The 26,774-nt window shown below is 66.3% G+C and carries 22 protein-coding genes; 12 read left to right on the top strand and 10 right to left on the bottom strand.

What is annotated here, in order from left to right; translation table 11 throughout:
• Window positions 1-134: 134 nt before the first annotated feature.
• The 5 genes from H7I41_RS27925 to H7I41_RS27905 are packed head-to-tail and all read left to right on the top strand — an operon-like array spanning window position 135 to window position 4,688.
• On the top strand, window positions 135-674 hold the full coding sequence (locus tag H7I41_RS27925) for a tripartite tricarboxylate transporter TctB family protein (RefSeq protein WP_264015895.1): 540 nt from the start codon (window positions 135-137) through the stop codon (window positions 672-674).
• Entirely contained in the window at window positions 675-2,174 is a 1,500-nt protein-coding gene (locus H7I41_RS27920; protein WP_264015894.1) for a tripartite tricarboxylate transporter permease, read from the top strand.
• Between the two features lie 50 nt (window positions 2,175-2,224).
• Window positions 2,225-3,229 (top strand): tripartite tricarboxylate transporter substrate binding protein, encoded by a 1,005-nt coding sequence (locus H7I41_RS27915; protein WP_264015893.1) that lies wholly within the window; start codon window positions 2,225-2,227, stop codon window positions 3,227-3,229.
• Window positions 3,229-3,855 carry an RraA family protein gene (locus H7I41_RS27910; RefSeq protein WP_264015892.1) on the top strand — a complete coding sequence of 209 codons (627 nt, stop codon included), beginning with the start codon at window positions 3,229-3,231 and terminating at the stop codon, window positions 3,853-3,855. The genes H7I41_RS27915 and H7I41_RS27910 overlap by 1 nt, the downstream gene beginning before the upstream one ends.
• Window positions 3,852-4,688: an NAD(P)-dependent oxidoreductase gene (locus tag H7I41_RS27905; RefSeq protein WP_264015891.1), complete on the top strand. Its 837-nt coding sequence runs from the start codon at window positions 3,852-3,854 to the stop codon at window positions 4,686-4,688. The genes H7I41_RS27910 and H7I41_RS27905 overlap by 4 nt, the downstream gene beginning before the upstream one ends.
• A 408-nt stretch (window positions 4,689-5,096) precedes the next feature.
• Here the strand turns inward: H7I41_RS27905 and H7I41_RS27900 are convergent, their stop codons facing one another.
• The 3 genes from H7I41_RS27900 to H7I41_RS27890 form a co-directional block, all read right to left on the bottom strand.
• The gene (locus H7I41_RS27900; protein ID WP_264015890.1) at window positions 5,097-7,427 is read right to left on the bottom strand and encodes a thiamine pyrophosphate-binding protein; all 2,331 of its coding nucleotides are present in this window, start codon (window positions 7,425-7,427) and stop codon (window positions 5,097-5,099) included.
• 89 nt (window positions 7,428-7,516) lie between these two features.
• On the bottom strand, window positions 7,517-8,206 hold the full coding sequence (locus H7I41_RS27895; protein ID WP_264015889.1) for a VOC family protein: 690 nt from the start codon (window positions 8,204-8,206) through the stop codon (window positions 7,517-7,519).
• Complete coding sequence (locus H7I41_RS27890) at window positions 8,203-9,174, bottom strand: fumarylacetoacetate hydrolase family protein (RefSeq protein ID WP_264015888.1); 972 nt, start codon at window positions 9,172-9,174, stop codon at window positions 8,203-8,205. Before H7I41_RS27890 ends, H7I41_RS27895 begins: the two co-directional genes overlap by 4 nt.
• A gap of 142 nt (window positions 9,175-9,316) precedes the next feature.
• On the opposite strand from H7I41_RS27890, the gene H7I41_RS27885 reads away from it, so the two are divergent.
• Window positions 9,317-10,027, top strand: coding sequence for a TetR/AcrR family transcriptional regulator (locus H7I41_RS27885; protein ID WP_264015887.1), 711 nt, complete (start codon window positions 9,317-9,319; stop codon window positions 10,025-10,027).
• Between the two features lie 20 nt (window positions 10,028-10,047).
• Here the strand turns inward: H7I41_RS27885 and H7I41_RS27880 are convergent, their stop codons facing one another.
• The 3 genes from H7I41_RS27880 to H7I41_RS27870 all read right to left on the bottom strand — a co-directional run bounded on the left by H7I41_RS27880 (window position 10,048) and on the right by H7I41_RS27870 (window position 13,164).
• Window positions 10,048-10,488 carry a type II toxin-antitoxin system Rv0910 family toxin gene (locus H7I41_RS27880; protein ID WP_264015886.1) on the bottom strand — a complete coding sequence of 147 codons (441 nt, stop codon included), beginning with the start codon at window positions 10,486-10,488 and terminating at the stop codon, window positions 10,048-10,050.
• A 36-nt stretch (window positions 10,489-10,524) separates the two neighbouring features.
• Window positions 10,525-11,721, bottom strand: a complete 1,197-nt coding sequence (locus H7I41_RS27875; protein ID WP_264015885.1) for an acyl-CoA dehydrogenase family protein — start codon at window positions 11,719-11,721, stop codon at window positions 10,525-10,527.
• Window positions 11,722-12,234: 513 nt separating this feature from the next.
• Window positions 12,235-13,164, bottom strand: a complete 930-nt coding sequence (locus tag H7I41_RS27870; protein ID WP_264015884.1) for a 1-acyl-sn-glycerol-3-phosphate acyltransferase — start codon at window positions 13,162-13,164, stop codon at window positions 12,235-12,237.
• A gap of 143 nt (window positions 13,165-13,307) precedes the next feature.
• On the opposite strand from H7I41_RS27870, the gene H7I41_RS27865 reads away from it, so the two are divergent.
• Both H7I41_RS27865 and H7I41_RS27860 read left to right on the top strand, forming a co-directional pair.
• Window positions 13,308-15,035 (top strand): SulP family inorganic anion transporter, encoded by a 1,728-nt coding sequence (locus tag H7I41_RS27865; RefSeq protein ID WP_264015883.1) that lies wholly within the window; start codon window positions 13,308-13,310, stop codon window positions 15,033-15,035.
• Between the two features lie 133 nt (window positions 15,036-15,168).
• A complete protein-coding gene (locus H7I41_RS27860) occupies window positions 15,169-16,959 on the top strand; it encodes a potassium channel family protein (protein ID WP_264015882.1) in 1,791 nt (596 codons plus the stop codon).
• On the opposite strand, the gene H7I41_RS27855 is transcribed toward H7I41_RS27860, so the two are convergent.
• On the bottom strand, window positions 16,956-21,176 hold the full coding sequence (locus H7I41_RS27855; protein ID WP_264015881.1) for an nSTAND1 domain-containing NTPase: 4,221 nt from the start codon (window positions 21,174-21,176) through the stop codon (window positions 16,956-16,958). The genes H7I41_RS27860 and H7I41_RS27855 overlap by 4 nt on opposite strands.
• 102 nt (window positions 21,177-21,278) lie before the next feature.
• Here H7I41_RS27855 and H7I41_RS27850 point away from each other — a divergent pair, with 102 nt between their 5' ends.
• Genes H7I41_RS27850 through H7I41_RS27840 form a run of 3 tightly spaced genes read left to right on the top strand, consistent with a single transcriptional unit; the run spans window position 21,279 to window position 24,276 of the window.
• A complete protein-coding gene (locus H7I41_RS27850; RefSeq protein ID WP_264015880.1) occupies window positions 21,279-22,013 on the top strand; it encodes a VIT1/CCC1 transporter family protein in 735 nt (244 codons plus the stop codon).
• Entirely contained in the window at window positions 22,010-22,915 is a 906-nt protein-coding gene (locus tag H7I41_RS27845; protein ID WP_264015879.1) for a DMT family transporter, read from the top strand. The genes H7I41_RS27850 and H7I41_RS27845 overlap by 4 nt, the downstream gene beginning before the upstream one ends.
• A gap of 11 nt (window positions 22,916-22,926) precedes the next feature.
• A complete protein-coding gene (locus H7I41_RS27840) occupies window positions 22,927-24,276 on the top strand; it encodes an MFS transporter (RefSeq protein WP_264015878.1) in 1,350 nt (449 codons plus the stop codon).
• A 50-nt stretch (window positions 24,277-24,326) separates the two neighbouring features.
• Here the strand turns inward: H7I41_RS27840 and H7I41_RS27835 are convergent, their stop codons facing one another.
• From H7I41_RS27835 to H7I41_RS27825, 3 genes are all read right to left on the bottom strand, one after another.
• Window positions 24,327-24,668 carry an EVE domain-containing protein gene (locus tag H7I41_RS27835; RefSeq protein WP_308214662.1) on the bottom strand — a complete coding sequence of 114 codons (342 nt, stop codon included), beginning with the start codon at window positions 24,666-24,668 and terminating at the stop codon, window positions 24,327-24,329.
• An 88-nt stretch (window positions 24,669-24,756) separates the two neighbouring features.
• A complete protein-coding gene (locus H7I41_RS27830; protein ID WP_264015877.1) occupies window positions 24,757-25,518 on the bottom strand; it encodes an alpha/beta fold hydrolase in 762 nt (253 codons plus the stop codon).
• A 46-nt stretch (window positions 25,519-25,564) separates the two neighbouring features.
• On the bottom strand, window positions 25,565-26,032 hold the full coding sequence (locus tag H7I41_RS27825; RefSeq protein WP_264015876.1) for a hypothetical protein: 468 nt from the start codon (window positions 26,030-26,032) through the stop codon (window positions 25,565-25,567).
• 188 nt (window positions 26,033-26,220) lie between these two features.
• On the opposite strand from H7I41_RS27825, the gene H7I41_RS27820 reads away from it, so the two are divergent.
• On the top strand, window positions 26,221-26,766 hold the full coding sequence (locus tag H7I41_RS27820; RefSeq protein ID WP_372503814.1) for a putative immunity protein: 546 nt from the start codon (window positions 26,221-26,223) through the stop codon (window positions 26,764-26,766).
• Window positions 26,767-26,774 lie beyond the last annotated feature (8 nt).

Genomic DNA, 26,774 nt, shown 5'->3' with positions numbered 1-26,774 from the left:
CGGGACGTTCACAAGTGTCCACGGGGACAAGCACGTGGGAATTCCGTTCGGGGTTGACATCGACGGCCAGGTGTGACCACCATTACTGCATCAAGTGATAGGAGCTATCACACAATGATAGAACGGTATCAACGGTGACATATCCCGATGCTCAAGCGCAGCCGCCGGACACCCCTTCGCCCGTGGCTCAGCGTGTTCTGGTGCTCGCTGCTCAGCTCGTCCTGATCGCGGTGGGCCTCTACGTGGCTGTCGAATCCAGATCGCTGGGCCTATGGACGAAACTTGGTCCCGGCCCGGGTCTTCTCCCTCTGATCCTTGGCGTCGCTCTCGTCGGGCTCGCGGCAGCCTGGCTGGTTCAGACGGTTCTGGACCGCCGCCGGGCTACCAAATCCTGGGACGACGACGGTCCGGCCGAGCCATTGGACCGCCCCTACATTCTCGGCGTCGTCGGCGGCTTGATCGTGCTGGCGGCCGTGATGGAACTGATTGGTTTCCAGATCTCGATGGCGGTATTTCTCTTCGCCGAGCTCATGTTTCTCGGCCGCCAGAAATGGTGGGTGGCCGCGTCGGTAGCCCTTGTCGGCAGTATCGGGGTCTTCGTGCTGTTCGACCGGGTTCTGGCCGTGCAACTACCGCTGTCCTCACTGCCGTTCTTGTCGGGATTGGGGCTGTAGATGGACGTCCTCTATGAACTGGCGAACGGCTTCGCCGCTGCGCTGACGTGGGAGAACCTCGCGTTCGCCCTGATTGGATGCCTACTGGGCACCCTCATCGGGGTCCTGCCGGGGATCGGGCCTGTCGCCGGAGTCGCCCTGCTGATCCCACTGACCATGAACCTTGATCCGGCGAGCGCGATCATCATGCTCGCTGCCATCTTCTACGGCACCACATACGGCGGAACGATCACCAGCGTGCTCCTGAATACACCCGGTGAAGCGGCATCAGCCATCACCACGCTCGACGGCTATGAGATGACGAAGCAGGGCCGCGCTGGTTCTGCACTCACCATTGCGGCCGTCGGCTCCTTCGTCGGAGGAACAGCCGCAACCGTCCTTCTGGTCATCGCGGCCAAACCGCTCGGGTCCCTCGGCCTGAGAATCGGCCCGCCCGAATTCTTCGCGCTCGTCATGGTGGGGCTGTCGTTGCTGGTGGCGCTGTCCGGTAAGTCAATGGTTCGAGCGCTCATTTCGGGTGTGCTCGGGCTGTTGATCGCGATGATCGGGGTCGATCCGGTCGCTGGCGCCCCGCGTTTCACCTTCGGCGCCGACCGTCTGCTCGATGGTGTCAGCTTTGTCGCGATTGTCGTCGGCCTTTTCGGCCTGTCCGAGTTGCTGATGGCCGGCCGCTCGAAGATCGCCGCGCCGAAAGCACCCGGCTTCCGGTCGCTGATGCCGACACGCGAAGACTGGCGCCGCAGTACACCCTCTATCGGCCGGGGAACTGTCATCGGTTCTGCCCTCGGTCTGATCCCGGGTATGACCGGCTCGGTATCGTCGCTGCTCGCCTACGGTGCGGAGAAGAAATTCTCCCACCACCGAGATGATCTGGGCCACGGCGCTGTCGAGGGCGTCGCCGGTCCGGAGACCGCCAACAACGCCCACGCTAACGGCGCGCTGATCCCGTTGTTCACGCTGGGAATTCCGGCCTCACCGACCATCGCGGTCCTCATGGGGGCGTTCCTGCAGCAGGGACTCACCCCCGGCCCCACCCTGTTCGCCGAGGACTCGGCGATTGCATGGACCATCATCGCCAGCTTGTTCATCGGCAACGTGATCCTGCTCGCGCTCAATGTGCCGTTGGTGAAGTTGTGGACCTCGATCCTGCGTATTCCGTATCCGGTTCTGGCGGCGATCATCCTGCTGTTCCTCGTCGTCGGCTCTTACACGATCAACTTCACAGTGTTCGACGTATTCGTGATGATCGGCGCCGGTGTGGTCGGGCTGGCCATGCGTCAACTCGACATCCCTTTGGCCCCATTGGTACTCACGCTCGTCCTGGGGCCCTTGATGGAACGCTCACTGCGCGAGTCCCTCGAGCTGTCGCTCGGTGACCCGACGGTGTTCTTCACCCGGCCTATCAGCGCAGTCCTGCTGATCATTGCCGCCCTGATCGTCATCAGCCCCCTGCTGAAGCTCCGCAAACCGCGATTGCTGCAAGACGATCCGGAGACCTGAACGGTTCCGACCATCACCGAACCCACCCCTTCGAAAATCAAGGAGAGATGATGTCCACCAAACAACTTCGAATCGCGGCTGCCGCTGCGTTGATGGCGAGCTTGGCCCTGTCCGGCTGCGGTCGCCCGACGGAAAGTGGCAGCGCCGGTGACGGCTTTCCGGGTAACAAACCGATCGAGCTGGTCGTTTCGTTCGCGCCCGGCGGCGCCGTCGACACCGCCGCCCGTCTCGTCGCCCCCGAACTGGAGAAGAACCTCGGAACCAACGTCGAGGTCGTCAACCGCCCCGGGGCGGGTGGTCAGATCGGATACACCGAGCTGACGGGCGCCAAAGCCGACGGGTACACGATCGGCGCGACGGGCTCGCCTTCGGTGGTGGTCTCGCCGCTGGATCCGGCACGGGGCGCCACGTACACCCGCGAGAGCTTTCAACCGCTAGGCATGCAGGTCGTCGATCCCGCCGTCGTTGGTGTCGCACCGGATAGCCCCTACGAATCACTGAGTTCGTTGATCGATGCCGCAAAGGCGGCGCCGGGGACGATCACCGCGACGACAACCGGCATCCAGACCGGCGAGCATTTCGCCATCGCCGACATGAATGAGGTCACCGGGGCAGAACTCTCACCAGTGCACTTCTCCGAAGGTCAATCGCAAGCTGTCGCAGCTTTTCTCGGCAATCACGTACAGGTCTACGTCGGTAGCACCAGCGACGTGATCGATCTCGTCAAGCAGAACAAAATCCGTGTCCTCGGAGTGATGGATACCCAGCGCAGCAAGTTCCTGCCCGACGTGCCGACGTTCCAGGAGTCCGGATACGACGTCGTGTCGACCACCGCGCGCGGCTACTCTGCACCGGCAGGCCTGCCCGACGCGGTGTCGAAAAAGTTGCAGGAGGCGCTCAAGTCGGCCATCGAGAAGCAAGAAGTCGTCACCAAAATGACTGACCTGGGTCTGGAGACCCGATACCTCGACGCCACGCAGTACGAGCAGTTGTGGACCGAGCAGGAGACCACCTACAAGGAGCTCATGCCCGCCGTCAGCCAGGAAGCCAACTGATGCACACCTCGACCACAGGCCACCCAAGCAGCGGTGTAGACCGCCCGTCGCCCGAGATGCTGGAGAGATTCGCCCAGCTCCCGGCGGCGAATGTCGGCGACGCGATGGATCGCCTCGGTGCGCTTGATGCGCGGATCAAACCCGTGTGGCCCGGCGCCACGATCATCGGGCCGGCCTTCACCGTCTGGACCCGTGCCGGCGACAACAAACTTCTGCACGAAGCCATGCGGATGGCAGCCCCTGGAGACGTGCTGATCGTCAACGGCCAGGGTGACGAATCACGCGCCCTTCTGGGTGAACTGATGGCCGAACGTGCCAAAGTACTCGGGTTGGCGGGATTCGTCGTCGATGGCGCAGTCCGCGATGCCGACATCATCGGTGAGATCGAGCTGCCTGTCTTCGCGCGCGCTGTCACACCGGCCGGTCCCTACAAGTACGGCCCGGGTCGATTGGGCAGCGTCATCGCGGTAGGCGGTGTCGCAGTCGCACCCGGTGACATCGTGCTCGGTGACGCCGACGGAGTTGTGATCGTCCCGCAGCAGGATGCCGAGCACGTACTGAAGGCCGCGGAAGCCAAGTTCGCAGACGAGACGGCTCGGCGCGCAGAGATAAAGGCGGGGCGATGATGAACACCGAACCCACCGAACCCACCGAACCCACGGAACGTGCGCACTGCGCGGTTATCGGTCTCGGTGAAGCGGGCGCGAAATATGCGGCAGCGCTCACTGAAACTGGCTGGTCAGTAGTCGGTTTCGACCCCGGTCCAGTGTCAACCCCACCGGGAGTGACGCGGGTAGACCGGGCCGCCGACGCCGTACGCGGTGCCAAGTTGATTCTCGTCCTCACCGCCGCCAAGGCATCTCACCCCGTCGCTGAATCCGTCGTGGGGCAGCTGGCCTCAGGCGCCTGCTATGCGGACTTCACATCGTCGGCCCCGTCGGCCATGCGGGCTGTAGCCGATCTCGTCGAAGGTGCCGGCGCCGAATTCTGCGATGTAGCGATCCTGGGGCCAGTGTCGTGGCATGGTGCGCAGACACCGCTTATGGTCGCCGGCAATGGTGCAGCCCAGGTCGCTGAGGTCGCGAGACGATGGGGCGCGCACGTCGAGATCGTCGACGGACCACCAGGATCAGCGATGGCACACAAACTTCTCCGCAGCGTGCTGATGAAGGGACTGGCCGGTGTCGTCACCGAAGCAGTCACCGCCGGTGCAGCAGCGGGGTATGAAATGTGGATCCGCGATCAGATCGCGGCCCAACTCGCTGGTGATGGGCACGCCGTCATCGATCGTCTGCTCAGCGGCACCCGCACTCATGCCGATCGGCGCGCTCACGAAATGCACGACACCGCAGCCTATCTCGAAGAACTCGGTGTTCCTGCCGAACTTACTCACGCCACGGAGAATGCGTTGCGACGCATCGCAGACGAAGCGCAGCAGCGTGCCGATGAAGCGTGCTAGACCTGGTGCACCCGCCTGAGCAACCCTGCCTCTCGGATGCGGCCTGTAGGACCTCGCCTGCCCTATTGAGCCTGACCGTGTGCGCCGCCGTAACGGACAGAACTTCCCAGCCTGACAGGCACTCCAGAAGATCGAGCGACGCCCCATTCGGTCTGATCTGGGAACAATTTTGGGAACCAAACTCGGCGAAACGGGCCCAGACGGATGCGATCAGACGGAACCGCTCGGAGGGCGCACTCAGTAACACAATCAGAAAAGTCTGTGTCATATCCCATAGGTCGCAGGTTCGAATCCTGTCCCCGCTACCAGTTGAAACGGCCCCCGGAGATCACTCCGGGGGCCGTTTTCATGCGCTGGGAAAACGCTCGGGGAATGGCGGGGTGTGGTCGACACGACGCCCGCGCCGCGTCAGTTCACGAGATCCAGACCTGCGCGGACGATGCTGTCGGAGTCGATGCCGTGGTACTCGTAGACCGCGTCGAGGGATCCCACCTGTCCGAATCTGCTGACGCCGAGCGACATGACCGGGACCCGGTTGATGGTGGCGAGGAAGGTCAGCGTGTGCGGGTGTCCGTCGAGGACGGTGACCATGGGGGCGGCACGGCCGGCGGGAAGGATCTGGTCGAGGATCCAGGACGGACCGCCGTCGAGCCCGCGGCGTGCCTGCAGCGCCGCGTAGAGCCGTCCGGGGCTGGTGACGCACACGACGTCGGCGGCGACGCCGAGGTGCGCCAATCGCTCTGCGGCCTCTAGGGTTTCGGTCACCATGGCGCCCATGGTGACCAGGGTGATGGCTGGATCGCCTGCGGTGGTCCTGAGGGTGTAGCCGCCGGCGACGACGTGGCGTCGACGGCGTTCGCGCGCAACGGGGTCGGTGGGGATGTCGGCGAGTTCCTGCCGGACCGGCCTGGTGGACAATCGCAGGTAAGACGAGGAGCCCTCGGGGCGGCCCAGCCGCGACAGGCAATCCATCAGCGCCCATTCGACTTCCACCGCGAACGCGGGTTCGAAGCTGACGCATCCGGGCTGCTCGAGACCGATGGACGGAGTCTTGATCGATTGATGCGCGCCGCCTTCGGCGGCCAGGCTGACGCCCGACGGGGTGCCGACCAGAATCGACTGGCCGCCGGCGTAGATGCCGTAGGACCAGGGTTCCAGCGCTCGTTCCACGAACGGGTCGTAGAGCACCCCGATGGGAAACAGCGGCTGACCCCAGCGGTTCCAGGTGGCACCGAGTTCGGAGATCAGGCCGACGAGATTGGTCTCGGCGATGCCGAGTTCCATGTGTTGCCCGGTGGGGTTCTCCCGCCAGTGCATGATCGTTTCGCGATCGTCGTCGAACCAGTTGCGCCGTTCGTCGGTCGACCAGACCCCCACCTTGTTGAGCCAGCCGGCGAGGTTGGTCGACGAACTGACGTCGGGGCTGACCGTGACGACGCGTCGGGCCACCTCGGGTGCGTCTCGGCTGAGGTCGAGGAGGGCGCGGCCGAGGGCTGCCTGGGTGGTCGTCACCGCGGGCGGGGTGCGGCCCAGGTCTGGGGGCACCGCGGGCGGCGGCACCGGCGTCGGGTGAACTCTGTGCAGCCGTGCGGCGGTGGCCGCGCACAGACGGCCCGCGGGGCTGTCCGCGTCGAAGGTGGCCCACGGCCGGGTGACGTCCTTGCCGAGGGTCATGGCCAGGTCGCCGTACTGCTCGTCGGTCAACAGTGACGAGTGGTTCTGTGGATGTCCGATGGTGGGAAGGCCGTATCCCTTGATGGTGTAGGCGATCATGATCGTCGGACGGGTGTCGTCGATCTGAGCGAACGCCTCGCGCAGTGCATCCAGGTCGTGGCCGCCGAGATTGCGAATCGCCGCGATCAACGTGGCGTCATCCAACTCATCCGCGAGCGTGCGTATCTGCTCGGCGTCGGTCGCGCTGCCGGGCAGTCGCTCCCGCAGTTCGGCTGCGGAACAACGCAAGAGGCGTTGATACTCGGGGTTGGGCATGTCCAGGATTCGGCGGCGCAACGCGCCTCCACCGGAGCGGGCGAACAGCTCCTCGAGCAGCCTGCCGAACCGGACGGTGACGACCTGCCAGCCGGCCGCGGAGAACATCGACTCCAGCCGTCCGGCCGCGATGTTGGGGACGACGCGATCCAGGGATTGGCGGTTCATGTCGACGATCCAGACGATCTCACCGAGATGCTGCACCGAGGGGTCCAGGATGGCCTCCCACACCGCGCCCTCGTCGAGTTCGGCGTCACCGACCAGTGAGTACTGGCGACCGGCACCGGAGTCGGCAAGGGTGGTGTCGACGTAGCGGCGGGCGATGGCACCCCAGATGGGGGCGGTGGCACCGATCCCGACCGAGCCGGTGGAGTAGTCGACCGGGTCGGGGTCCTTGGATCGGCTCGGATAGCTCTGCAAACCGCCGAACTCCCGCAGGGTGGTCAAGTACTTCTCGTCGAGTTCGCCGAGGAGGTAGTTCACGGCATGGAGCACGGGGGAGGCGTGCGGTTTCACCGAGACACGGTCCTCGGGTCGGAGGTGCTCGAACCACAGCGACGTCATGATGGAGACCATCGACGCCGAGGAGGCCTGATGTCCACCGACTTTCAGGCCGGTCGGGTTGGGTCGGACACGATTGGCGTGGTGCACGATCGCCGTGGACAGCCACAGCGTCGCGTCGTGGATCTGCGCCAGCGCTTCGCGACGCGCGTCCGTTGGTAGTGGCGGCGTCGGCTCCGTACGGGTCATGACTGCTCCTGGTGGCGGGCCGTGAGCTTTCCGATCGTAGTACGTCCGGCGGCACCCGTACGACCGATGACCGTTTCAGTACGCATGTGTCACAATGTCTTCCAGGTGATTGTGCGTTTGTTGGCCCGCTGCCTAGTGCCCGGCCGAGTCCCCGCGCCCCGCTTGAGCAACTCGGACTCCTCCTCGCCACCGCGCAGACGTTCCAGTAGGTAGTCCGGGTCGACGTTGACGCCGATCGGATTGTCGGCGAATTCCCGGCTGCTGAAGTAGTCGGCGGTCTCTTGGGCCGTCGGGAAGTTCTCGACCTGGAACTCCAGCCGTATCCCCTCGGGGTCCTCGTAATAGAGGCTGGTGGTGGGTCCGTGGTTGATGGACCACACGGGGTCGATTCCGGCCGACGTGAGTCGCTCATAGGTCAGGAGTAGGTGTTTCAGCGAGGGGAAGGTGAACGCAAGGTGGTCGATTCCGTAGGTCTTGCGCCGAAACCGAGCCAACGGGAAGGCGAGCCGCAGCGGTGCTGGGAGTTTGACCAGTGCCAGCCGGTGGCTTTCGTGGTCCCAGGTGAGGAAGGCGATCTGGTCGTCCTCGTGCACGACCCGCGCGCCGAAGACGTGTCCGTACCAGTCGATCATCTCGGCGCTGCGGGCCGTCTTGACCACCCAGTGGGCGATGAAGGCGGGCACGACCCGGTCGGGCAGCCGATCCAGGTCGGGCGCCGAGGATGCGGTGTCGGTCTCCTCCGGGTCCGACGGTTGCAGTGGGCTGGGCGTCGCGCTCACGAGCGGTCTCCTTCCGATGGTGCTGAGATGAGGGTCCGTTGGGTCCCGAGGTCGAGGGAACCGCTGCGATTGCGGATGGAGGCGTTGATGAGGTCACCGGGCTGCAGATACGGCTTGCCCTTGTTGATCTTGATGAACGATGCCCACAGTTTGTCCTCGGGGAGCAGCGCGGTGGCGAGCCGGCGCACCAGCGGCGGCGGGGAGGTGGCCACACATCCGTGCGGGGTACCGGTGAGCAGGAGGTCTCCGGGGCTGATATCGCAGAACTCGGTCAACTCGGTGATCGTCTCCGCAGGGCGGTAGAGCATGTTGGCGGTGTTGTCGCGTTGGCGCGGTGAACCGTTGACGTCGAGCCGCAGATCGAGGTCGTCGAGCAGCGTGAAGTCTTCGGGTTCGAGTACGGCCAGCACCGGTCCGGTGGGACAGAAGCCCCGGTAGCTCTTGCCCTTCAGGAATTGGCCCTGGGGGAGTTGCACGTCGCGCGCGGACAGGTCGTTGGCGATGGTGACGCCGAAAACGTATTCGTGCAGGGTGTCCGGGGTGATCATGGTCGGCGAATTGACGGCTCGGCGCATGACCAGCGCCAGTTCGATCTCGTGGTCCAGGAGCGCGACGTGGGCCGGACGGGTGACCGCAGCGTTCGGCCCGGTGATGGCGGCGTCGGTTTTGTCGAAGAACAGGTTGAACGCGCGTTCGTCGGGATTCATCCCGGATTCGATGGCGTGTTGGCGGTAATTCGCTCCTTGGCACATCACCCGGCAGGGGGTGGTGACCGGTGACAGCGGCTCGACTTCCGTGAACGCGAGGTCACCGGGTGTGGCCGCGGCGGCGCGCCAATCGGATTCGCCGTGCTCGATCAGGTCGGCGGTGCGGTCGTAGCTCCCGTCGAGAGCAGAGATGGCTCCGTCGGCGAGGACCCCCCACCCGACTCGTTGGTGGTGGCGGTAGCGAACGAGGTGGGTGACCACCGAAACTCCTCTGGTCGGTGAAGAACAGGACTCTTCAGGTGAAGACCGTGTGGCCATGCCACTGCGTGGTTCACGGTCCAAGATCAGGCCACGCACGTCGGGCCCGCCGGCAATGCCGTTGACTGTCGGTCATTGACTTACGATGGACAAGCGCCGCTGCGTCGCAGTAGCCGAGCGTTCGAAGTCGAAGGGGGGCAGCATGGCGACGAGGAAACCCACCGCGCGAGCCCGGCAAGCTGTGGAAACCCGCAAACGGATCGTTACCGCCGCGGTCGGGATTTTCTCCGAACAGACCTACGACGACGTTGCCGTCAGCGACATCGCGAAGGCTGCGGGTGTCGCACATGGGCTGCTGTTTCACTACTTCGGAAGCAAGCGCGGAATCTATCTGGAGGCGATGCGCGGAGCAGCGGAAGAACTCGAGGTCGCCTTCGCCTTCGAGCCCGACCTGCCACCCGCAGAACAGATCCGCCACGCGATGGCCTCGCACCTGCGCTACCTCGCCACCCATCGTGGTCTCGCCCTCCGCTTGATCCTGGGTGGCCGCGGCGCGGATCCGGTGGCATGGGAGGTGTTTGAGGCAGCCCGATGGCGAGCTGTCGAAGCGACCGCCGAACTGTTCGGCGTCGATCCCCGACGTCCGGCCGTGCGCATGGCGGGGCGGGCCGCCGTCAGCGCCATGGACGAAGCCACCATCTTCTGGCTGAACAACGAGCAGCCCTTCGCCGAAGACGACATGGTCGACTGGATGGTGAGAATGACCGCGTCGATCGTTCGCGAGGCGACCCGCCTCGACCCCGCAATGGGGGTCGAGGGCGCATTGAACGAGGTCGACGCGCAGTCCTCGACGTAGACCACCGGCACGGGGCGTTCTCATGCTCCGGTGACGACGTCGGCAAGCTTCTCCAGCGAGGCGTTGAGTTCCTTGCGGAACGCGCGCTCGACCACCTTGCCGAGCGGTCCGAACAGGACTGAACTCGAAAAATCGATGTGCAGGGTGACCACGCAACGGTCGCCGGGATGATCGTCCACCGTGAACTCCAGCACCACGGACGATCCCGTGCTGCCCCTGCCCGACAGGGATACGAACCCGGGGTTGCGGACGTCGTCGGTGGTGAAGTCGATGGTGTCGACGATGCCCTTGATCTTCACGACGTCGACGAGGCGCGTTCCCTTGACGAGTTCAGCGGGCGGTTCCTCGTCCCACCTCAGGTGCAAGGTGTTCCAGTCGGCGAACCGCCGCGGGTCGGACACCACGGACCAGACGTGCGTGTGCGAGGCATCGATCTCTCGCGACGTGGTGATCTCAGGCATCGCTCGCCTTTCTCGGTGGCCGGTCGGGGGTGCGCATCAGAGGATGGCGGTGATGTGATCGGTCTTGCCCAGCAACGCCTTTCCGTAAGTCTCCATCGAGACCTGGGGCAGCATCACCGCGTGCCGCTGTCCGACGTTGGAGTCGCGCCAGATGCGCTGCATGGGGTTGACATCCGCGAAACTGCCAGCGCCACAGGCATTGAGCAGGATGTTGATGGCGGAATTGATGCTCGTCAGCGCGACGGCGGAGTCTGCGCGCATCCGGGCGCGCGCGGCGAAATCGGGGTAGACGCCTTGGGCGGCGTACCTCTCGACGTCGTCGGCGGCGCGGTAGGCATGCAGGTGTGCGGTTTCGATCTTCGACGCGGCGTCGGCCACCAGCAGCTGGAAGGCCACAGAATCGGCTTGATGTTCGATGTTCGTGTAGGCCAGGGCCTTGGCCGAGGCCTTCGTCACGGCGATGTCGAGGGCGGCGCGGCCGAATCCGAGCTGGGGGCCGACCAGGACGAGCACCAGCATCGAGGCGAACGCCGCCCGGTAGAAGGGGTTGTCCGGGTACTGCTCCAGGTACCCGCCGGAGACGACCGGCAGCATGGAGCTGAGCCGGTGGTCGGGCACGAACACCTCGTCGGCGACGATGGTGTTACTTCCCGAGGCGCGCATCCCGGCGACGTACCAGGTGTCCTTGATCTCGACGTCGGCGATGGGCATGACGACCATCGCCTGGTCGATTTCGTCGCCGTCTCCGTCGACCTCCCATACGCCGCCGGAGACCCAGTCGGCGTGCAGGCTCGCCGAGGAGTACGGCCACTGTCCGTTGATGACGTAGCCGCCAGCCACTTTGCGTGCTGTGCCACCGGGGGACACCACTCCCGAGAGGATGGTGTCGGGTCCGTTCGCGTATATCTCGGCGACGACAGCTTCGTCATAGAGACACGTCGACCATGCGTTGATGTTGGAAAGCGTTGTCACCCAGGATGTTCCACCGTCGGCCTCGGCAATGAGGGCCGATAGGTCGAGCATGGCACGCAGCCCCGCCTCGAGTCCGCCGAAGCGACGCGGCGCCGCGAGTCGGAAAGCGCCGGCGTCCTGCAGTGCGGCGATGACCTCGTTGGAGACCTTGCGGTCGCGCTCGTTTTGAGCCGAGTGTTCGCGAATCAACGGTTGCAGCGCCCGCACCCGGTCGAGGACGTCGGCGGCGGTTTCGGTGGTCGTGGCGTCGAGGGTGGTCATTCGTTTCTCCTCATGGTCGGGGGCGTGGTGCCGGGGTGGTGTGGGCTACCTGGCGAGCTGTCGGAACACCGGATCGTGGAACACCAGGGGCCGCAGGTCCTGGTGGACGCGCATCTGTTCTGCGCGTGAGGCCATTGCGGGCTCCGATTCGTCGGCGACTTCGCTTGACCCTACGATTTGATTGACTTCATGTCAATGACAAAGAATCACTAAATGTGGGATCCGGTATCGACGGCGGCCTCGCCCGGCTGGCAGGTGTCTGCCCTGAGTCCCGAGATGCCCTGCTGGACAGCACTAGTCATGTCCCGGTGGCGGCTGCTCGGACTAAGTCGCCGTCGGGGGTAAAGGTGACCGTGGGGTCGTCTGAGCGGGCAGGCCCTCGGGTGTGATCACGCTCGGCGGATGTGCAGCAGCCGGTCGGAGATGTTCTGGCCGACGATCGGCCGGCGGCGTGGTATCAAGCGCGGTGGCACGGCACAGCGGCATGGCGCCGCGCCGCAGCGAGTGTGGGCGTCAGCCGATGAGGGGGGTTCGCGTCGCGGTCATGTCGGTGAGCGCATCTTGCATCGCTGCTTGGACGCGGGCTGCGTACTCGTCGGCATTCTCGCCGTCGGATGCCGACATGGCGGGTAGTACGCGAGTGACCAGCTTGGTGGGCAGCGGAAGGTAGGGCAGCAACCCGACGGCGCCGACGCTGATGCCCCAGGGAAGAGAAACGCTGATCGGGGCCGACTTGAGACGAAGGAGCTTGTCGAGCCGGAGCGCCCGAGCCAGGCGTTCCCCGCTGGAAATCACGAACAGAGACTCGCCGGCGCCGGCGGTGACGATGGGGACTATGGGAACACCCGCTTCGATGGCCAACCGGGCGAACCCGGCGCGACCGTCGAACTTGATGACGTTACGGTCGTCCCACGACTTGGCAGAGTCGATGTCGCCGCCGGGGAACACGGCGACGTGGTCACCCCGCGCGAATGCCTCTTGCGCGGATTGCTTGTCGGCGGGGCGCGCCCCGAGAGGTTCTATCAGGCTGCCGACTCTCAGCGTCCAGGCCAACTGGTGAGTGAGAATGGTGACCTCGCGCTCGAGTGCCAGCTGTTCCAGCGTGGCTGCCACCGCGAAGACGTTGAGGTCGAAGATCCCGCCGAACCCGTGATTCGCCACGAAGAGAACGGGGTCGTCTGGAGTCGTGGCCTCGGAGGTCACCTCGAGGCGGTTGTATCGACGGACGAACTCGATCGCGATGCGCCGGAAGGCGAAGGCCGCACCGCTGATCAGGTCATTGGGGGTGTCCGCGGCGCTGGTGTCCGCCTCGGCGCCCTCCTCGATTGCTGCCAGGAGTGCATCGGCAAGTCTCTCGACGTCGTTGTGGTCCTGGGATTCTGTGCCGGGCAAGGGGGCCTTTCGATCGTTTCCGTCCGTCGCGCTATCCAGATGATGCCGCATCGATCGCTCACCGGATGTGCCTTGGCCGAATGTCTGATCGACCGGTCTTCGCGCGTGTCGATCAGTGACATCGAGGGGGCTGCAGCGTCCAACTCTCCATTCGGCTGCATACCGTTCGGCGAGTTCGGCACACTGTCTCTGCTATGACGTCACCGAGGAATTCGTCGGCGAGCTGGTCGACGCTGGCCCCTGGGTTGCGCCCGCTTCTGAATTATCAGCGTGGTTGGCTGCGCGGCGACATACTCGCCGGCGTCACCGTGGCTGCCTACCTCGTTCCGCAGGTGATGGCCTACGCGACGGTTGCGGGCCTCCCCGCCGTAGCCGGCCTCTGGGCGGCGCTGGTGCCATTGGCCGTGTATGCATTCCTCGGGTCGTCACGGCAGCTGTCGGTGGGACCGGAATCCACGACCGCGCTCATGACGGCCACCGCGCTGGCGCCGCTGGTGTTGGGCGACCCCGCCCGCTATGCCGTGCTCGCGGCGGTGATGGCAGTCCTGGTCGGCGGGTTCTGCCTGCTGGGCGGATTGTTGCGGTTGGGCTTTCTGGCTGACCTGTTGTCGCGGCCGGTACTGATCGGCTACATGACCGGGGTGGCGGTCATCATGATCGGCGGACAGCTGGGCAAGGTGACCGGTGTGACCGTCGAGGGCGCCGAATTCGTGGATCAGATACGGAGTTTCGTCACCGGCGCCGCTGGCGCCCACTGGCCGACCGTCATACTCGCCACGGCCGTGCTGGTGATGCTGCTGGCGATCGGGCGGGTGGCGCCGAAGTTCCCGGGCGCGTTGGTCGCTGTCCTGTCCGCGACTGCTGCGGTGGTGGTCTTCGCGCTCGAATCCCGGGGGATCCGCGTCGTCGGCGAGATACCGGCGGGCCTGCCGACTCCGAGTGTGCCGGTGATTCCCGCCGCAGATCTGCTGGCGATGCTCATTCCCGCGGCTGGAATCGCGGTGGTGGCCTTCTCGGACAATGCGCTGACCGCTCGCACTTTCGCGGCGCGCAAGGGCGAGAACATCGACGCCAACGCCGAACTTCGAGCTTTGGGGATCTGCAATGTGGCAACCGGTCTGACGCACGGCTTCCCGGTCAGCTCGAGCGGCAGCCGTACTGCTCTCGGGGACGCGGTCGGTAGCCGGACCCAGGTGTATTCGTTGGTGGCGCTGGCCTCCGTGGTCGCGGTGATGTTCTTCGGACGCGGCCTCCTGGAGAACTTCCCGACCGCGGCCCTGGGCGCCTTGGTCGTGTTCGCCGCGCTCCGGCTCATCGATGTCGCAGAGTTCCGCAGGCTCGGCAGGTTCCGGCGCAGCGAACTGCTGCTGGCGCTGGCCACCACCACAGCGGTACTCGGATTCGGCGTGCTCTACGGCGTGCTGGTGGCCATCGCGCTGTCCATCCTCGACCTCCTTCGGCGGGTGGCCCGGCCGCATGACGGCGTCCTCGGGCTGGTGCCGGGTGTGGCAGGGATGCACGATCTCGACGACTATCCCGACGCGAAACCGGTGCCCGGACTCATGGTCTACCGGTATGACGCGCCGCTGTTCTTCGCCAACGCCGAGGATTTCCGTGAACGCGCCCTTGCGGCGGTTGCGGAGAATGCGGAGGGCGTGGGTCCGATCGAATGGTTCGTGCTCAATGCCGAAGCCAATGTCGAAGTGGATCTCACCGCGGTCGATGCGCTTGACCAGTTGCGCCGCGATCTCGAGACACGCGGCATTGTCTTCGCGATGGCCCGGGTGAAGCAGGACCTTCGTGAACTTCTGGACGCCGCTGGGTTGGTCGAGAAGATCGGGGAGGACCGCATCTTCATGACCCTGCCGACGGCTGTCGAAGCCTTCCGTGGTCGCGCCACTGCACGGCCGCCGGATCAGTGATCGGATCTGCGGCGCAGCACGGATGCCGGCGATTGCCCATGGCGACCGCAGGTGGTCGGATACGCTCGCCCGATGGCGTCGCTCCGAGGTGGATCGCGCATTGACGACGTGATGTCGGCGTAGGGATCTCTGCATGGTCCGCCCACGGTCTGTCAGACGCGTCTTCGCCGACTTCCGTTGGGCGTGGCTCGGATTCGCCGCGCTCGTGGCATTCGTGCTCGGCTGGGTGGGCTACTCGGACCACCTCACCGAACTGTACGTCGAGGGATCGGCCAAGCATCCCCCGGTGGCAACCGACATCGCCTACAACACCTTCAAGCTCTTCCTCGGGGGATCGCCCGGCGCGACGGCGTTACCGGTAACGCTCGAGATCGCCCGGATCCTTGCGCCGGTCGTGTCCGGGTACGCCGCGCTGAGCGGGCTGGCCCTGCTGTTTCGCGACAGAATGCAACAACTCCGCATCCCGCTGATGCGGGGACACGTCATCGTCTGCGGACTGGGCTATGTCGGCACCCTGTTCGTGGACCGCCTTCGGCGGGCCGGCTACCGGGTCGTCGTCGTCGAGCTGGACCCGGCGAATCCGCAGCTACAGGTGTCCCGGAGCTGGCGCAGTCCTGTCATCGTGGGCGACGCGCGACTGGAAGCCACCTTGCGCGAGGCTGGTGTGGAACGCGCGGACCGCCTTCTCGCGGTCTGCCCGGACGACTCGGTGAACACCGAGATCGTCGCTGTCGCGCGGCGACTCGTCACCGGTCGACGACGCGGTCCGCTGCGATGCCTGGCGCGGATCGACAATCCCGAACTGTGCCGGTTGCTGCGGGTACAAGAGGCGAACTTGTCGGCGGGTTCGCCGTCATCGCTCGACTTCTTCAACCTCGAGGAGATCAGCGCGCAGTTGTGCCTCGACGAGTTCCCGATCGCGGTGGGGGACTGCGACCGGCCGCACATCCTGGTCAGCCGCCTCGACGCGGTGGGCACGTGGCTGGTGAAACACGCGGCGTGGAGCTGGTATTCGGACCGGAAGGACGACACGCCGCTGTGGGTCACGGTGGTCGACGATCAGGCCCGGGACCGCATCCAGGGGCTTCTCGACCGGTATCCCGCACTCGAATCGACGTGCCGGTTCATCGAGTCGTCGATGTCGGTGCGTGATCTGGACCGACTCGACGCGATGCATGCCGAGGCGGGAGCGCCCCCTGTCACGCGTGCCTACGTGAGTGCGTACCGCGACGAGGACGCTATCGAGGCCATGCTGAGGCTGCGCCACGACGTCGGCCCGGCGGTTCCGATGGTCGTCGTGTTGTCACGCACGGACGGAGTGGCCCGATTGATCACCGACGCCACCGCCAGCGGCGAGCTGACCCACGTCAATGTGTTCCCCGCCCTCGAGCGAACGTGCACGGCCGAATTCGTCGCGGGCGGGTCGTTCGAGCGGGTTGCCATCGCCATCCACGACCGCTGGCGCGCCGGGCAGCTCGCCGTCGGGAAGGACGCGCCGCCCTGGTCGGAGCTCGACGAGTCGCGCAGGGAGTCCAACCGGGCCCAAGCCCGCGACATGCCGGTCAAGTTGCGCAGCATCGGATGCAGCATCGCGCCGCTGCATGACATCGGCGCACCGGCTTTCGAGTTCACCGAGGCGGAGTTCGAGATGCTTGCCGTCGCGGAGCACAAACGCTGGGTCACCGAACGCCTGGAGGCGGGCTGGCGGCCAGGTCCCAAAGACGTCGAGCGGAAGACCACGCCGTATCTGGTCCCGTTCGACGAACTGCCGGACGACATCGCCGATCTTGATCGGGACGCGGTGCGTCAGATTCCTGAGGCACTCGCGCTGGTCGACCTCAAGGCCGTCCGGTCCGCCGACGGCCCACGCCGTCTGGGACAGCCCACGCTCGTCAACGACGATCGGATAACAGGGCCTCGCTAGTCGGTGGGGATCGGCAGATCCGGGCAGACCTTGATGTAATCCAGGTCGGGCGAAACCCACTCGTTCCACTGCTTGTGGCTCATGTTCCCGGACAATTTGTCGCACAACTCTTTTGCGCCGGCAACGGCCGGCCAGACTCGTACCGTACCGTCTGCGCTGCCCGAGATGATGCGCTGGCCGTCAGGACTGAACACCACGCTGTTCACGTTGTCGGTGTGCGCGGTCAACGCATCACCCACCTGCTGGCCGGATTCGACGTTCCACAACCGGACGGTTTCGTCGCGACTGGCGGAAGCGAGCGTGCGGCCGTCCGGGCTGTACGCCAGAGAAACGCCCCTGTCCTCGTGGCCTTCCATCGGCTGACCGGCGACGTCGAGCCCGTCGGCATCCAGCACCTCGATGAATCCGTCGACACCGGCTGCCGCGACGTGACGCCCGTCGGGGCTGAAGGTCACCGCCCACACGATCCGCCGCGCCTCGCCGATCGTGGTGGCCGCGATCAATTGCCTTGTGTTGGCGTCCCACAGCCGCACGGACCCGGTGTTGTCACCCTCGTCACCGCCGGAGACGATGCGGTTACCGTCAGGACTGAACGCGACACTGTTCACTCGTTCGCCGTGTCTGTGCGGCTCGCCGACGGGACGGAACGTCTTGACATCCCACAGCTGGACGGTGCCATCGCGGTCGCTTTCTATGCCGACCGACGTGTCGCCACCGCCGATGGCCAGACGGCGTCCGTCGGGACTGAACGCCACGCTCGTCAGTGGCCCCTGCCCGGGGTCGATCGGCACACCGACAGCCATGCCGGTGTCTGCGTCCCACATCCGGACGAAGCCGTCGGCGCCGGCGATTGCCAGGCGCCGTCCGTCCGGGCCGAATGCGACGCTGGACAGCGGCTTGTCACTGACGACGAGCGGCTTGCCGATCGGGCGGCCGTTGGCCGCGTCCCACAGGCGCACCGTGCCGTCGTCGCCGGCCGACGCGATGCGTTCACCGTCGGGACTCACCGCCACGCTGGATACGCCTCCGATGTGACCGAACAAGGGCCGACGTATGCCGACATCCCACAATCGGATCGTCCCGTCCTGCGATCCCGAGAGGAGGCGCGTTCCGTCGGGACTGAACGACAGCGTCCACACTCCACCCTTCTGCCCCAGCATGGGCGCACCCAGCATTCGGCGAGTGTCGGCGTCCCACAGCCGCACCGCACCGTCCCCACTGCCGGAGGCGAGCCGGTGCCCGTCGGGGCTGAACGCCACGCTGAGCACCCGGCTCCCGCGGGCGGCAAGGGGTTCGCCGGTCGGCCGCCCGGTTCCGGCGTCCCACAACCGCACATCCCCGTCGCCGCCCGCGGAGGCGATGCGGCGGCCGTCCGGGCTGAACGCCACATCGATCACTTCGCCGGCATGACCGGTCAGCGAAGGCCCGGCCTGACTCCCGGTCCTGACGTCCCACAACCTCAGCGTTCCGTCGGCATTCCCGGTGACGATGCGCCGGCCGTCGGGACTGAACTCCACGCTGATGACCCTGTCCGGGTGTCTCAGCGGTTGGCCGATGGGCATGCCGTTATTGGTATTCCACAGCCGCACGGTGCGGTCTATGCTGCCGGACGCGAGCATCTGCCCGTCCGGGCTGAACGACACCGCCCACACCTGGTCCTGATGGCCTGTCATCGGCTGGCCGATGGGTTGCCCGGTGTCGGCGTTCCACAGCCGTACGGTGAGATCGTCGCTGACGGAGGCGATGGTGTGACCGTCGGGACTGAAGGTGGCGCCGTCGATCCACTTGGTGTGTCCGACAAGGTCCGGGCCCAGCTGAAGGCCGGTTTGAGCGTCGTACAAGCGCAATGTCCCGTTGTCCCCGCCTGCGACGAAGCGGCGGCCGTCAGGGCTGAAGATGGCTCCGAAGACGCCCATTGCCGGGTCGATCAGCTTGAGCGTGTCGAACGTGTCGACACCGACGGAGTACATGTTCTGGTCGAACGTGTTCGGAGACAGGGCGTTCGCGGCAAGTAGCTCCAGCAGGGCCCGTGCATCACTGCCCGGTCTGCTGCCGTTCAGCATGCTGTCGGCATCGGAGGCCAGCCGCACGCTCGTCGCCTGGCGGAACCGGTCTTGTGCCTGATGGCGAGCGCTGGTGGCATAGACGAGTCCGACGACGGCAACAACGGCGACCACCGCGGTCATGGCGAGAACGGCACGCAGGATGCGCGATCGCTTGCGGAGATCGATCGTGTGCGCCTCGGCCTCCGCTTGCCGTTCCTGCGCATGACGTAATTCGGCGTGCCGGCGTTCTTCCTCCGCGGCCACCCGTTCGTTCTCGCTCTGCCGAGAGGCGTCGAGGTATTCGCGAACCGGCTGCATGCGTTGGATGAATGTGGGAGAGCTCACCACGGTTTCGGCATCCGTGAGACGGGTTCCGGAGAGGAGCCATGCCGCATCTCTATTGTTGGTCTTCCACGCTGTGTCGGCACGCTCGACGTCATCGGCGACCTGCAGTTCGTGCCGCTGCTCGCGAAGCCACTTCGCCAGCTCGTCCCACTGTCGCAGAAGGCTTTCCAGCGCGACCTCGACCACCACGTGGTCATCGCGCCGGTCCTTGACCAACAGTCGTTTGGCGACCAGCCGGTCGATCAGTGGTCTGCTCGCCTCCGGTAGGTCGTCGTAGCGGGCCATCCGCCGAAGGGGCTGGTCGTTCTTGGGGTTCACCGTGGCCAGCCAGGGGATGAAAGCAGATCGCAGACAACCGAGTTGTCTGCTCCGTTCTTCGGTATCGGTGCTGAGGACCTCGTCGATCTCGGTCTGGACGACGCGGCGCATCCCACCCATCGCCTCGTACTGCTCGACCGTCAGCTCACCGGTCGAGCCGTAGTCGGAGTACAGGCGCGCCAGCGTCAACGACAGCATCGGCAGTGTGTCGGCGCCCTCGGCGGCGTCGACGAGCAGCATCTCCACCAGGGCTGGCGAGATCGCGAGGCGACGCCCCCCTTCGGTGGCGCGCGCAGCGGGGCCGGTGATCACTTCCTTGAACTGGGTGGGCGGCATCGGCTTCAGGTCGTCGAAAACTCTCGACTCGAGACCGGCCAATTCAGGATGGGTCTGCATGATCTCGAACCGGTCGGTCCGGATGGTCGCCACCACGACCAGGTTCAGAGGCCGAGCGTCGGTGCGTGCCGTCAGCCGTCTGAGCAGCGACAGCAGCTCGCCACCCTGCGCTCCGGCGTCCGCGGAGAACAATTCCTCGGCTTGATCCAAGGGGAGGATCAAAGTCGGAGGGGCGGGTTTCTCATCGCCGCGAACCGGATCGGGCAACCGGTCGGCCGCCGCCCGCTGGATGTCGAGCAGTAATTCGCGCAGGCGCTCGATGTCGTCGGTGCAGGCGGTCTTGATGTCGCCGAGGCTGGGTGTCGACATGCCCATCCTGTCCCGGGCGTTCCAGATGGCCGCTGCCAGTCCGGTGGCCCCGGTGAGCGCGTTGCGGCCGGGCCGCACGGTGCCCAGGAGTGTGAAACGCCGGTCCTCGCGTGCCAGGCGGGGCAGCAGACCCGCGCGGAGGAACGAGGACTTGCCCGCTCCGGACGGCCCCAGAATCACGAATAGCGACTTCGTTTCTGCCAGTCTCATGCCGCGGAGTTCGTCGAGCCCCCTCACGATTGGCGCATCGCGGCCGAAGAACACCGCCGCGTCGACTTGTTCGAACGGCTCCCAACCGCGATACGGGGCCCGGTTCACGTCCTCCGGTGGAGGCCAGACGAAGGAATTCGCGCTTGTGCCGGTCCCGCGGATCGCGTCACGTAACCGGTAAAGCCCCTTGGTGGCGAACAACACCGGCGGTCCGCTGCCGATGTCAATGGAGGTCATGTCACTCTCGCCGAAGAGGTCGCACCGCTGCCACTCCGAGGTGAGATCGTCACCGGCCGAAGGCTCGATTCGAGCACACAGGATCTGCTTGTTCAGATTCTCCGCAACGCGGTACTCGGTCTTGCACTCATGGGACGCTTCCCAATTTGCGGACAGCAGGCAGACCACGGCCTCACATCGGGCGCTGGCCTGCTGCAGCCGGTCCTTCCATCGCTCTCCAGGCCGCAGCCCCACCTCTGGGTCGATGTCGAGGAAGATCTCGGTCGCCAGCGCAGGCTCCTGGCCCACCATCCAGCGCTTCAGGGCCAACGCCTCTCGCGCATCGAGACTGGAATGGCTGAGGAATATCCGCGACATGTGATCCTTGGGTTAGCTCGGAGGTTAAACCTCCCTGTCGAAGCGTGAAGTTGCTTTGCGGGAAATCGTCGTCAGCGTCAGCGGCGGGATTAGCCTCAACCTATGACAGGTGACGGTGCGGGAAGCGCCCCCACGCCGGGCACAGCGAAGCCGCACCACGGATCGGTCGCCGGCAGGCTCAACTGGCTACGCGCCGCGGTTCTGGGAGCCAACGACGGAATCGTCTCGACAGCGGGAATCGTCGTCGGGGTCGCCGCGGCCTCCGCCGACCGCGGACCACTGTTCACCGCCGGCCTTGCCGGGTTGGTGGCCGGCGCGCTGTCGATGGCGGTCGGCGAGTACGTGTCCGTCAGCACTGCCCGCGACACCGAACGGGCGGTGCTCGACCGGGAAGAGCAGGAACTGCAACTGCAGCCGGACGCCGAGCTGGACGAACTCGTCGGGCTGTACGAGGCACGGGGGCTGTCGCCGCAGACGGCGCGTCAGGCCGCCGCCGAACTGACCGCCTTCGACCCGCTCGCCGCGCACGCGGAGGTCGAATTGCGCATCGATCCGGAGAACCTGACGAATCCGTGGCTGGCGGCGTTCTCATCCGCGGCGTCGTTCACCGTCGGCGCCCTGCTGCCGTTCCTCGCGATCCTCATTCCGCCGCCGACCGCCCGGATACCGGTCACCGCCGTCGTGGTGCTGCTCGCACTGGCGGTCACCGGCTGGCTGGCCGCCCGGCTCGGCGGCGCGAAACCGTTGCGCCCGATCCTGCGCGTGACCGTGGGCGGCGCGCTCGCGATGGTCATCACCTTCGGTATCGGCCACCTCGTCGGCGTGATGATCGCATGACGCCGGCCCAGATGCCTGGCACCGGCGCAGGATCAATGCCGGAGAACCTGGCATTCGGGGCCGCGCTGAGCTCACTGTCGTTCTTCTGCACCGCGGTGATGAGTGCCCTGGTGAGAGCCACCGAAGACCTCACCTCGACCGCCGTCATCCTGCTGTTCCAGAACCTGATCTGTCTTCTGTTCATCATCCCGGTCACCCTCCGTCGCGGTTGGGCCTCGCTGCGCACCGGCAAGATCGGCCTTCACGTGCTGCGTGCGGTGACCGGAACGGCTGCCTGGTATGCGCTCTTCGTCGCCATCACGCTGATGCCGCTGACGAACGCGATCCTGCTCACGTTCAGTGCGCCGTTGTGGATGCCGGTGATCGCCTGGGCGGTTCGGCGCCAACGTGTTTCGCGGGCGACATGGGTCGGCGCCGCGATCGGCTTCGTCGGCGTGGTGTTCGTATTGCAACCCCATCACCAGGATTTCAACGTCGGCGTCGTCTACGCGCTGGCGGGTGCGTTCTTCCTCGCGGTGGCGCTGATGTCCGTGGGGTGGCTGGGGACGACCGAGCCGGCGCCCAGGATCCTGTTCTACTACTTCCTGTTCTCCACCGTCCTGGTCGCACCGTTCGCGCTGCTCGACTGGGAACCGTTCGGGGCGGAGGCGTCGATCTACCTGGTCGGTATCGGGCTGACCCTGCTCGTGGGCCAGGTGTTCATCGTCCTTGCCTACCGCTACGCGTCGGCGGTCAAGGTGGGCCCCTTCATCTACACGGTCATCGTGTTCACCGCCCTGATCGACTGGGTGCTCTGGGACCGGGCGCCGACCTTGTTCGTCGTCCTTGGCATGGTTCTCGTGATCGGCGGCGGCATCGTCGCGATCCGCAAGAAGCCCGAGCCGACACCAGTGGACACGTAGCCGCGGCGACGATGACAGACACAGCGCAGGCAGATCCCGACCCGGCTCGCGGTGCGCGCACGGAAAGCGCCGGGCCGCCGCGACGGGTGATCACCGTCGCCGTGCTCGCCCAGGCCGTCGAGTACTTCGACTTCTTCGTCTTCGCGACCGCCTCGGCGATCTTCCTCGGCCCGCTGTTCTTCTCGCAATTGAGTGGCACTGCAGCCACTCTCGCCGCCTTCGGCACCTTCGCCGTCGGGTTCGTGGCCCGCCCGCTCGGCGGCGCGGTCGCCGGTCACTTCGGCGACCGGTACGGCCGCAAACCCGTCCTCGTCGCGTCGAACCTGCTGATGGGCGTGAGCACGTTCGTGATCGGCCTGCTACCCACCGCGGCCGCGATCGGTTGGGCGGCGCCTGCGGTCCTGGTCGCGATGCGGATTCTGCAGGGCTTCGCACTCGGCGGTCAGTGGGGCGGCGCGTCGCTGTTGCTGACGGAAGGTTCTCCTGCCGCACGTCGGGGGTTCTTCGGCAGCTTCGTGCAGCTCGGGGCGCAACTGGGCCTCATCGGCGGACTGTCGAGCTACTTCGTTCTGTCGCTGGCGTTCTCGGACCAGCAGATGCTGTCGTGGGGATGGCGCATTCCCTTCCTGAGCGGCATCGTCATGGTGGGGATCGGCCTCTACATCCACCGCACCATCGAGGACACTCCGATGTTCCGCCGTCTCGAGGCCGAGCGTTCCGTGCGCCCGGCCGTCGCCACGCAGTCCGCGCCGATCGTCCGCGTCGTCAGGGAGCACTGGCGGACGATCCTGCTCGCCGGCGGGGCGTTCGTCCTGCCGAACGCGGTCGTGTTCGTCATCGTCTCGGGCATGCTGAACTACGGCGTTCAGGCTCTCGAACTCCGCAGGGACGCAGTACTCGGCGTCATTCTGGCCGCCTGCGTCTGTCCGTTGTTCTGCATCCCGTACTTCGCCCACCTCAGCGACCGGTACGGCCGGCCGCGCCTGTTCCTGCTCGGAGCGCTCGGAGTGGCAGTCTGGGCGTGGCCGATGTTCGCCCTGATCGACACGGCCAACCTGTGGCTGATGCTGCTCGCGCTCGTCGTGTGTTTCGTCGGGCACTCGATGATGTTCGGCCCGCAGGTGGCGCTCTACTCGGAGCTGTTCCCGACCGAAGTGCGTTACTCCGGGGCATCACTGGGTTATCAGGTGGGCACCGTCTTCGGCGGTGGCCTCGCTCCCTTGGTGACGGCATCGCTGCTCGCGGCCACCCACACCAGTTGGTCGGTGGCCGGCTACATCGACGCGCTCGCCGTCATCAGCGTCACCTCCATGCTGCTGTTGCGGCGGCAGGCCGATGCCGGCGCGAAGGAAGTGCAGTGAACCCACCAGCAGCCGCAATCGCTGAGCCTCCACATGGTCTGAGCCTTGCGTCACCGGTTGTGCAGCAGGGGTTCGAGCAGCGCCATCTCCGCCAGGCTCACCCAGGACGGGTTGGCCTGCTGCGGCGAGCGGAACACCTCCATCGAGCGCAGACCGGGCACCGCGGAGAGTTCGTCGGCGGTGAGCGGCGCGGTGAACAGCGGAATGTCCACCGGCACATGCAATTGCCCGTCTTCGTCGGAAACCTCGCCGACGATCCGGCCGGCCCCCCAGATCCCTCGCCGGGCGTGCGCCGACACCCAGAACAGCACGCGGTGACCAGGCCGGATGAGTGCCGACCGGTAGTTGTCGGCCACGCACCAGACCGGCTTCGCCCGGCCCGCTGCGCGCATGGGTTCCACGGGAGTCCTGTGCGGGTTGCACTTGATCACCCAGGCCCCCAGCGTCTCCGGGGTCACGCTGCGTCGCACTGTCAAGCGGTCAACCGATGCTCGCGCGAATCGTCTGAGCGACCAGGGCGGGGTCGTCGATCATCGGCACATGCCCCACGCCCGCCAGCACCACGAACGTCGCCTGCGGCAGGCGTTCTCGCGCGATGACGCCGTTGACGTCGACAGGGAACACTCTGTCGCGTTCGCCCCATGCCAGCGTGACCGGGCACGGCAGCGGGTCGAGGGACGCGACGGCTTCCGGGGTGCCGAGCAGGTCGGCCGCGACCGCGCAGCCCAGCACGTCGTCGATCGCGGCGACGGCCTGCCCGTGGGAGAGCCGATCTGCGCGAGACACGATGTCGCGGAAGGCAAGCCGCCGCGCGAGACCCGATCGCAAGGCGACCGACGACAGTGGCCGCGGTAACCGGCTCATCGTGACGGTCCGCCGGACGCGTGCGGTCGACGCGGAGTGCGAGCGCTGACCCACGGTCCAGAAGCCCGCCGGCGAGAGGGCGCACACACTCGCCGCCCGTCCTCTGCGCGCGAGTTCGACGGCCATCCAGCCGCCCATCGAGTTGCCGGCGACGTGCGGCCGGTCGAGTCCGCGCTCGTCGAGGTAGCGTTCCGCCGCATCGACGGTGTCGGCGATGGTGGCGGGACGAGAGCGTGCCGCGGGTCCGCCGCGGTGTCCGGCGGCGGTGGGCGCGTGGATCTCGAAGTCCGCGTCGAGCAGCGGTGTCACGTCCCGCCAGGCCGCGGCGGACATCGTGACGCCGTGCAGCAGCACCAGGGCGGGCTTGTCGGAACTCATCGCGGCTACTTTTCCACTGCGCCCGCGATGGCGCGACGAGAGGTCGTCAGCGCTTCACGAGAGTGCGCGGTCTCGCGCAGCTGACGCCTGTGACCTGCGGCGCCTCGATGGGTCGCCGCTCGAGACGCAGGTCGCGCTGTATCCGCCGGCCGAGCACGCGGGCGTCGCGCTTGGTCACGGCGCGGTTGCGGTCCACCAGGAGATCGAGTTGCTCCCAGCTGAGACCGTCGAGGTCACCGTCTGCGTCGTGCGTGGCCACTACGACGGAACCCCGCAACAGGGGGACGGTCTTGGCCGTGAAATCGGTGGTGGCCAGGAACAGTTCGGTGGCCGCCCGATTGACGCGGCGCTGGCACCGGCTCGCCGACGGACTGAACCAGAAGTCGAACTGCCGATCGGCACTGGTCAGGCTGTGCAGGCCCTGGTCGTGGACGAGACGCTCGACATCGGCCCTGGTGTAGGCCCGGGTCTCATAGACGGTGCCGCGGGTGCTGAAGTAGAGAATTGTGTTCATCCCGATGATCCATTCGACTCTTTCTCGCCGTTGACAGCGGTGCAGAAGTCCCGCCCGCTGTTACTGGAGTTACCCGTGTGACAACTGGGACAAACTCTGATAACGAAATCGGCGCGAAAATCATTCCGGGGGTTGGATGCGGCCCGGGCTCCTGACGGTGCCGACTCGCCGACGCTCGGCGCGTGAGAATGGCATGCGTGCCGAACGGACCGGGTGATTTCGCGTTGACCCTGGACGAACTGCGGGCGGTGGCCCGCTACGCGGCCGAGAGCGCGCAGGAGGTCCTGGCAATCTTCCAAGACGGCGATCCGCACGACCGAAGGCCCCGCGATGCGATCGCGGCCGCCTGGGCCTTCGCCGGCGGCGCTCCGCGAACGGCCCTGCAGCGAGTGGCCTCGCTCGACGCCCATCGCGCGGCCAGGGAGGCTGCCGACGAGGCCGCGCGTCATGCTGCGCGCGCCGCAGGCGACGCGGCGTCCGCGGCCTACCTGCATCCACTCGCCAAGGCGACCCAGGTCGGCCATATCCTGCGCGCCGCCGCGAATGCGGCGCGGGCGGCTGAGCTGCGGGCGGGGGATGACGCCACCGTGGGCGACGCGATGATCGAGCGGGCTCGGGCGCGCGCCACACCCGTGGTGATCGACGTTCTGTGCCGGTATCCGTCCGCCCCGGCCGGCGCCAGCCGGACCGCACACCTCATGGCTGCCCTTGGCGAGGCGCTCCGCGGAGAATAGTTCAGTCT

This window comes from [Mycobacterium] manitobense, assembly GCF_025821665.1.
GTDB classification, from domain to species: Bacteria; Actinomycetota; Actinomycetes; order Mycobacteriales; family Mycobacteriaceae; genus Mycobacterium; species Mycobacterium arseniciresistens.
The sequence above is the reverse complement of the archived record's forward strand: the minus strand, read 5'-3'. Positions and strand labels throughout refer to the sequence as shown.

Coding starts and splice junctions, on each gene's coding strand:
- H7I41_RS27850 (WP_264015880.1), top strand. CDS start 21,279: ATGACAGGTGACGGTGCGGGAAGCGCCCCCACGCCGGGCACAGCGAAG.
- H7I41_RS27920 (WP_264015894.1), top strand. CDS start 675: ATGGACGTCCTCTATGAACTGGCGAACGGCTTCGCCGCTGCGCTGACG.
- H7I41_RS27865 (WP_264015883.1), top strand. CDS start 13,308: ATGACGTCACCGAGGAATTCGTCGGCGAGCTGGTCGACGCTGGCCCCT.
- H7I41_RS27835 (WP_308214662.1), bottom strand. CDS start 24,668: ATGCGCGCAGCGGGCCGGGCGAAGCCGGTCTGGTGCGTGGCCGACAAC.
- H7I41_RS27825 (WP_264015876.1), bottom strand. CDS start 26,032: ATGAACACAATTCTCTACTTCAGCACCCGCGGCACCGTCTATGAGACC.
- H7I41_RS27885 (WP_264015887.1), top strand. CDS start 9,317: ATGGACAAGCGCCGCTGCGTCGCAGTAGCCGAGCGTTCGAAGTCGAAG.
- H7I41_RS27880 (WP_264015886.1), bottom strand. CDS start 10,488: ATGCCTGAGATCACCACGTCGCGAGAGATCGATGCCTCGCACACGCAC.
- H7I41_RS27840 (WP_264015878.1), top strand. CDS start 22,927: ATGACAGACACAGCGCAGGCAGATCCCGACCCGGCTCGCGGTGCGCGC.
- H7I41_RS27855 (WP_264015881.1), bottom strand. CDS start 21,176: ATGTCGCGGATATTCCTCAGCCATTCCAGTCTCGATGCGCGAGAGGCG.
- H7I41_RS27915 (WP_264015893.1), top strand. CDS start 2,225: ATGTCCACCAAACAACTTCGAATCGCGGCTGCCGCTGCGTTGATGGCG.
- H7I41_RS27830 (WP_264015877.1), bottom strand. CDS start 25,518: ATGAGTTCCGACAAGCCCGCCCTGGTGCTGCTGCACGGCGTCACGATG.
- H7I41_RS27875 (WP_264015885.1), bottom strand. CDS start 11,721: ATGACCACCCTCGACGCCACGACCACCGAAACCGCCGCCGACGTCCTC.
- H7I41_RS27905 (WP_264015891.1), top strand. CDS start 3,852: ATGATGAACACCGAACCCACCGAACCCACCGAACCCACGGAACGTGCG.
- H7I41_RS27820 (WP_372503814.1), top strand. CDS start 26,221: ATGGCATGCGTGCCGAACGGACCGGGTGATTTCGCGTTGACCCTGGAC.
- H7I41_RS27910 (WP_264015892.1), top strand. CDS start 3,229: ATGCACACCTCGACCACAGGCCACCCAAGCAGCGGTGTAGACCGCCCG.
- H7I41_RS27870 (WP_264015884.1), bottom strand. CDS start 13,164: ATGCGGCATCATCTGGATAGCGCGACGGACGGAAACGATCGAAAGGCC.
- H7I41_RS27900 (WP_264015890.1), bottom strand. CDS start 7,427: ATGACCCGTACGGAGCCGACGCCGCCACTACCAACGGACGCGCGTCGC.
- H7I41_RS27860 (WP_264015882.1), top strand. CDS start 15,169: ATGGTCCGCCCACGGTCTGTCAGACGCGTCTTCGCCGACTTCCGTTGG.
- H7I41_RS27845 (WP_264015879.1), top strand. CDS start 22,010: ATGACGCCGGCCCAGATGCCTGGCACCGGCGCAGGATCAATGCCGGAG.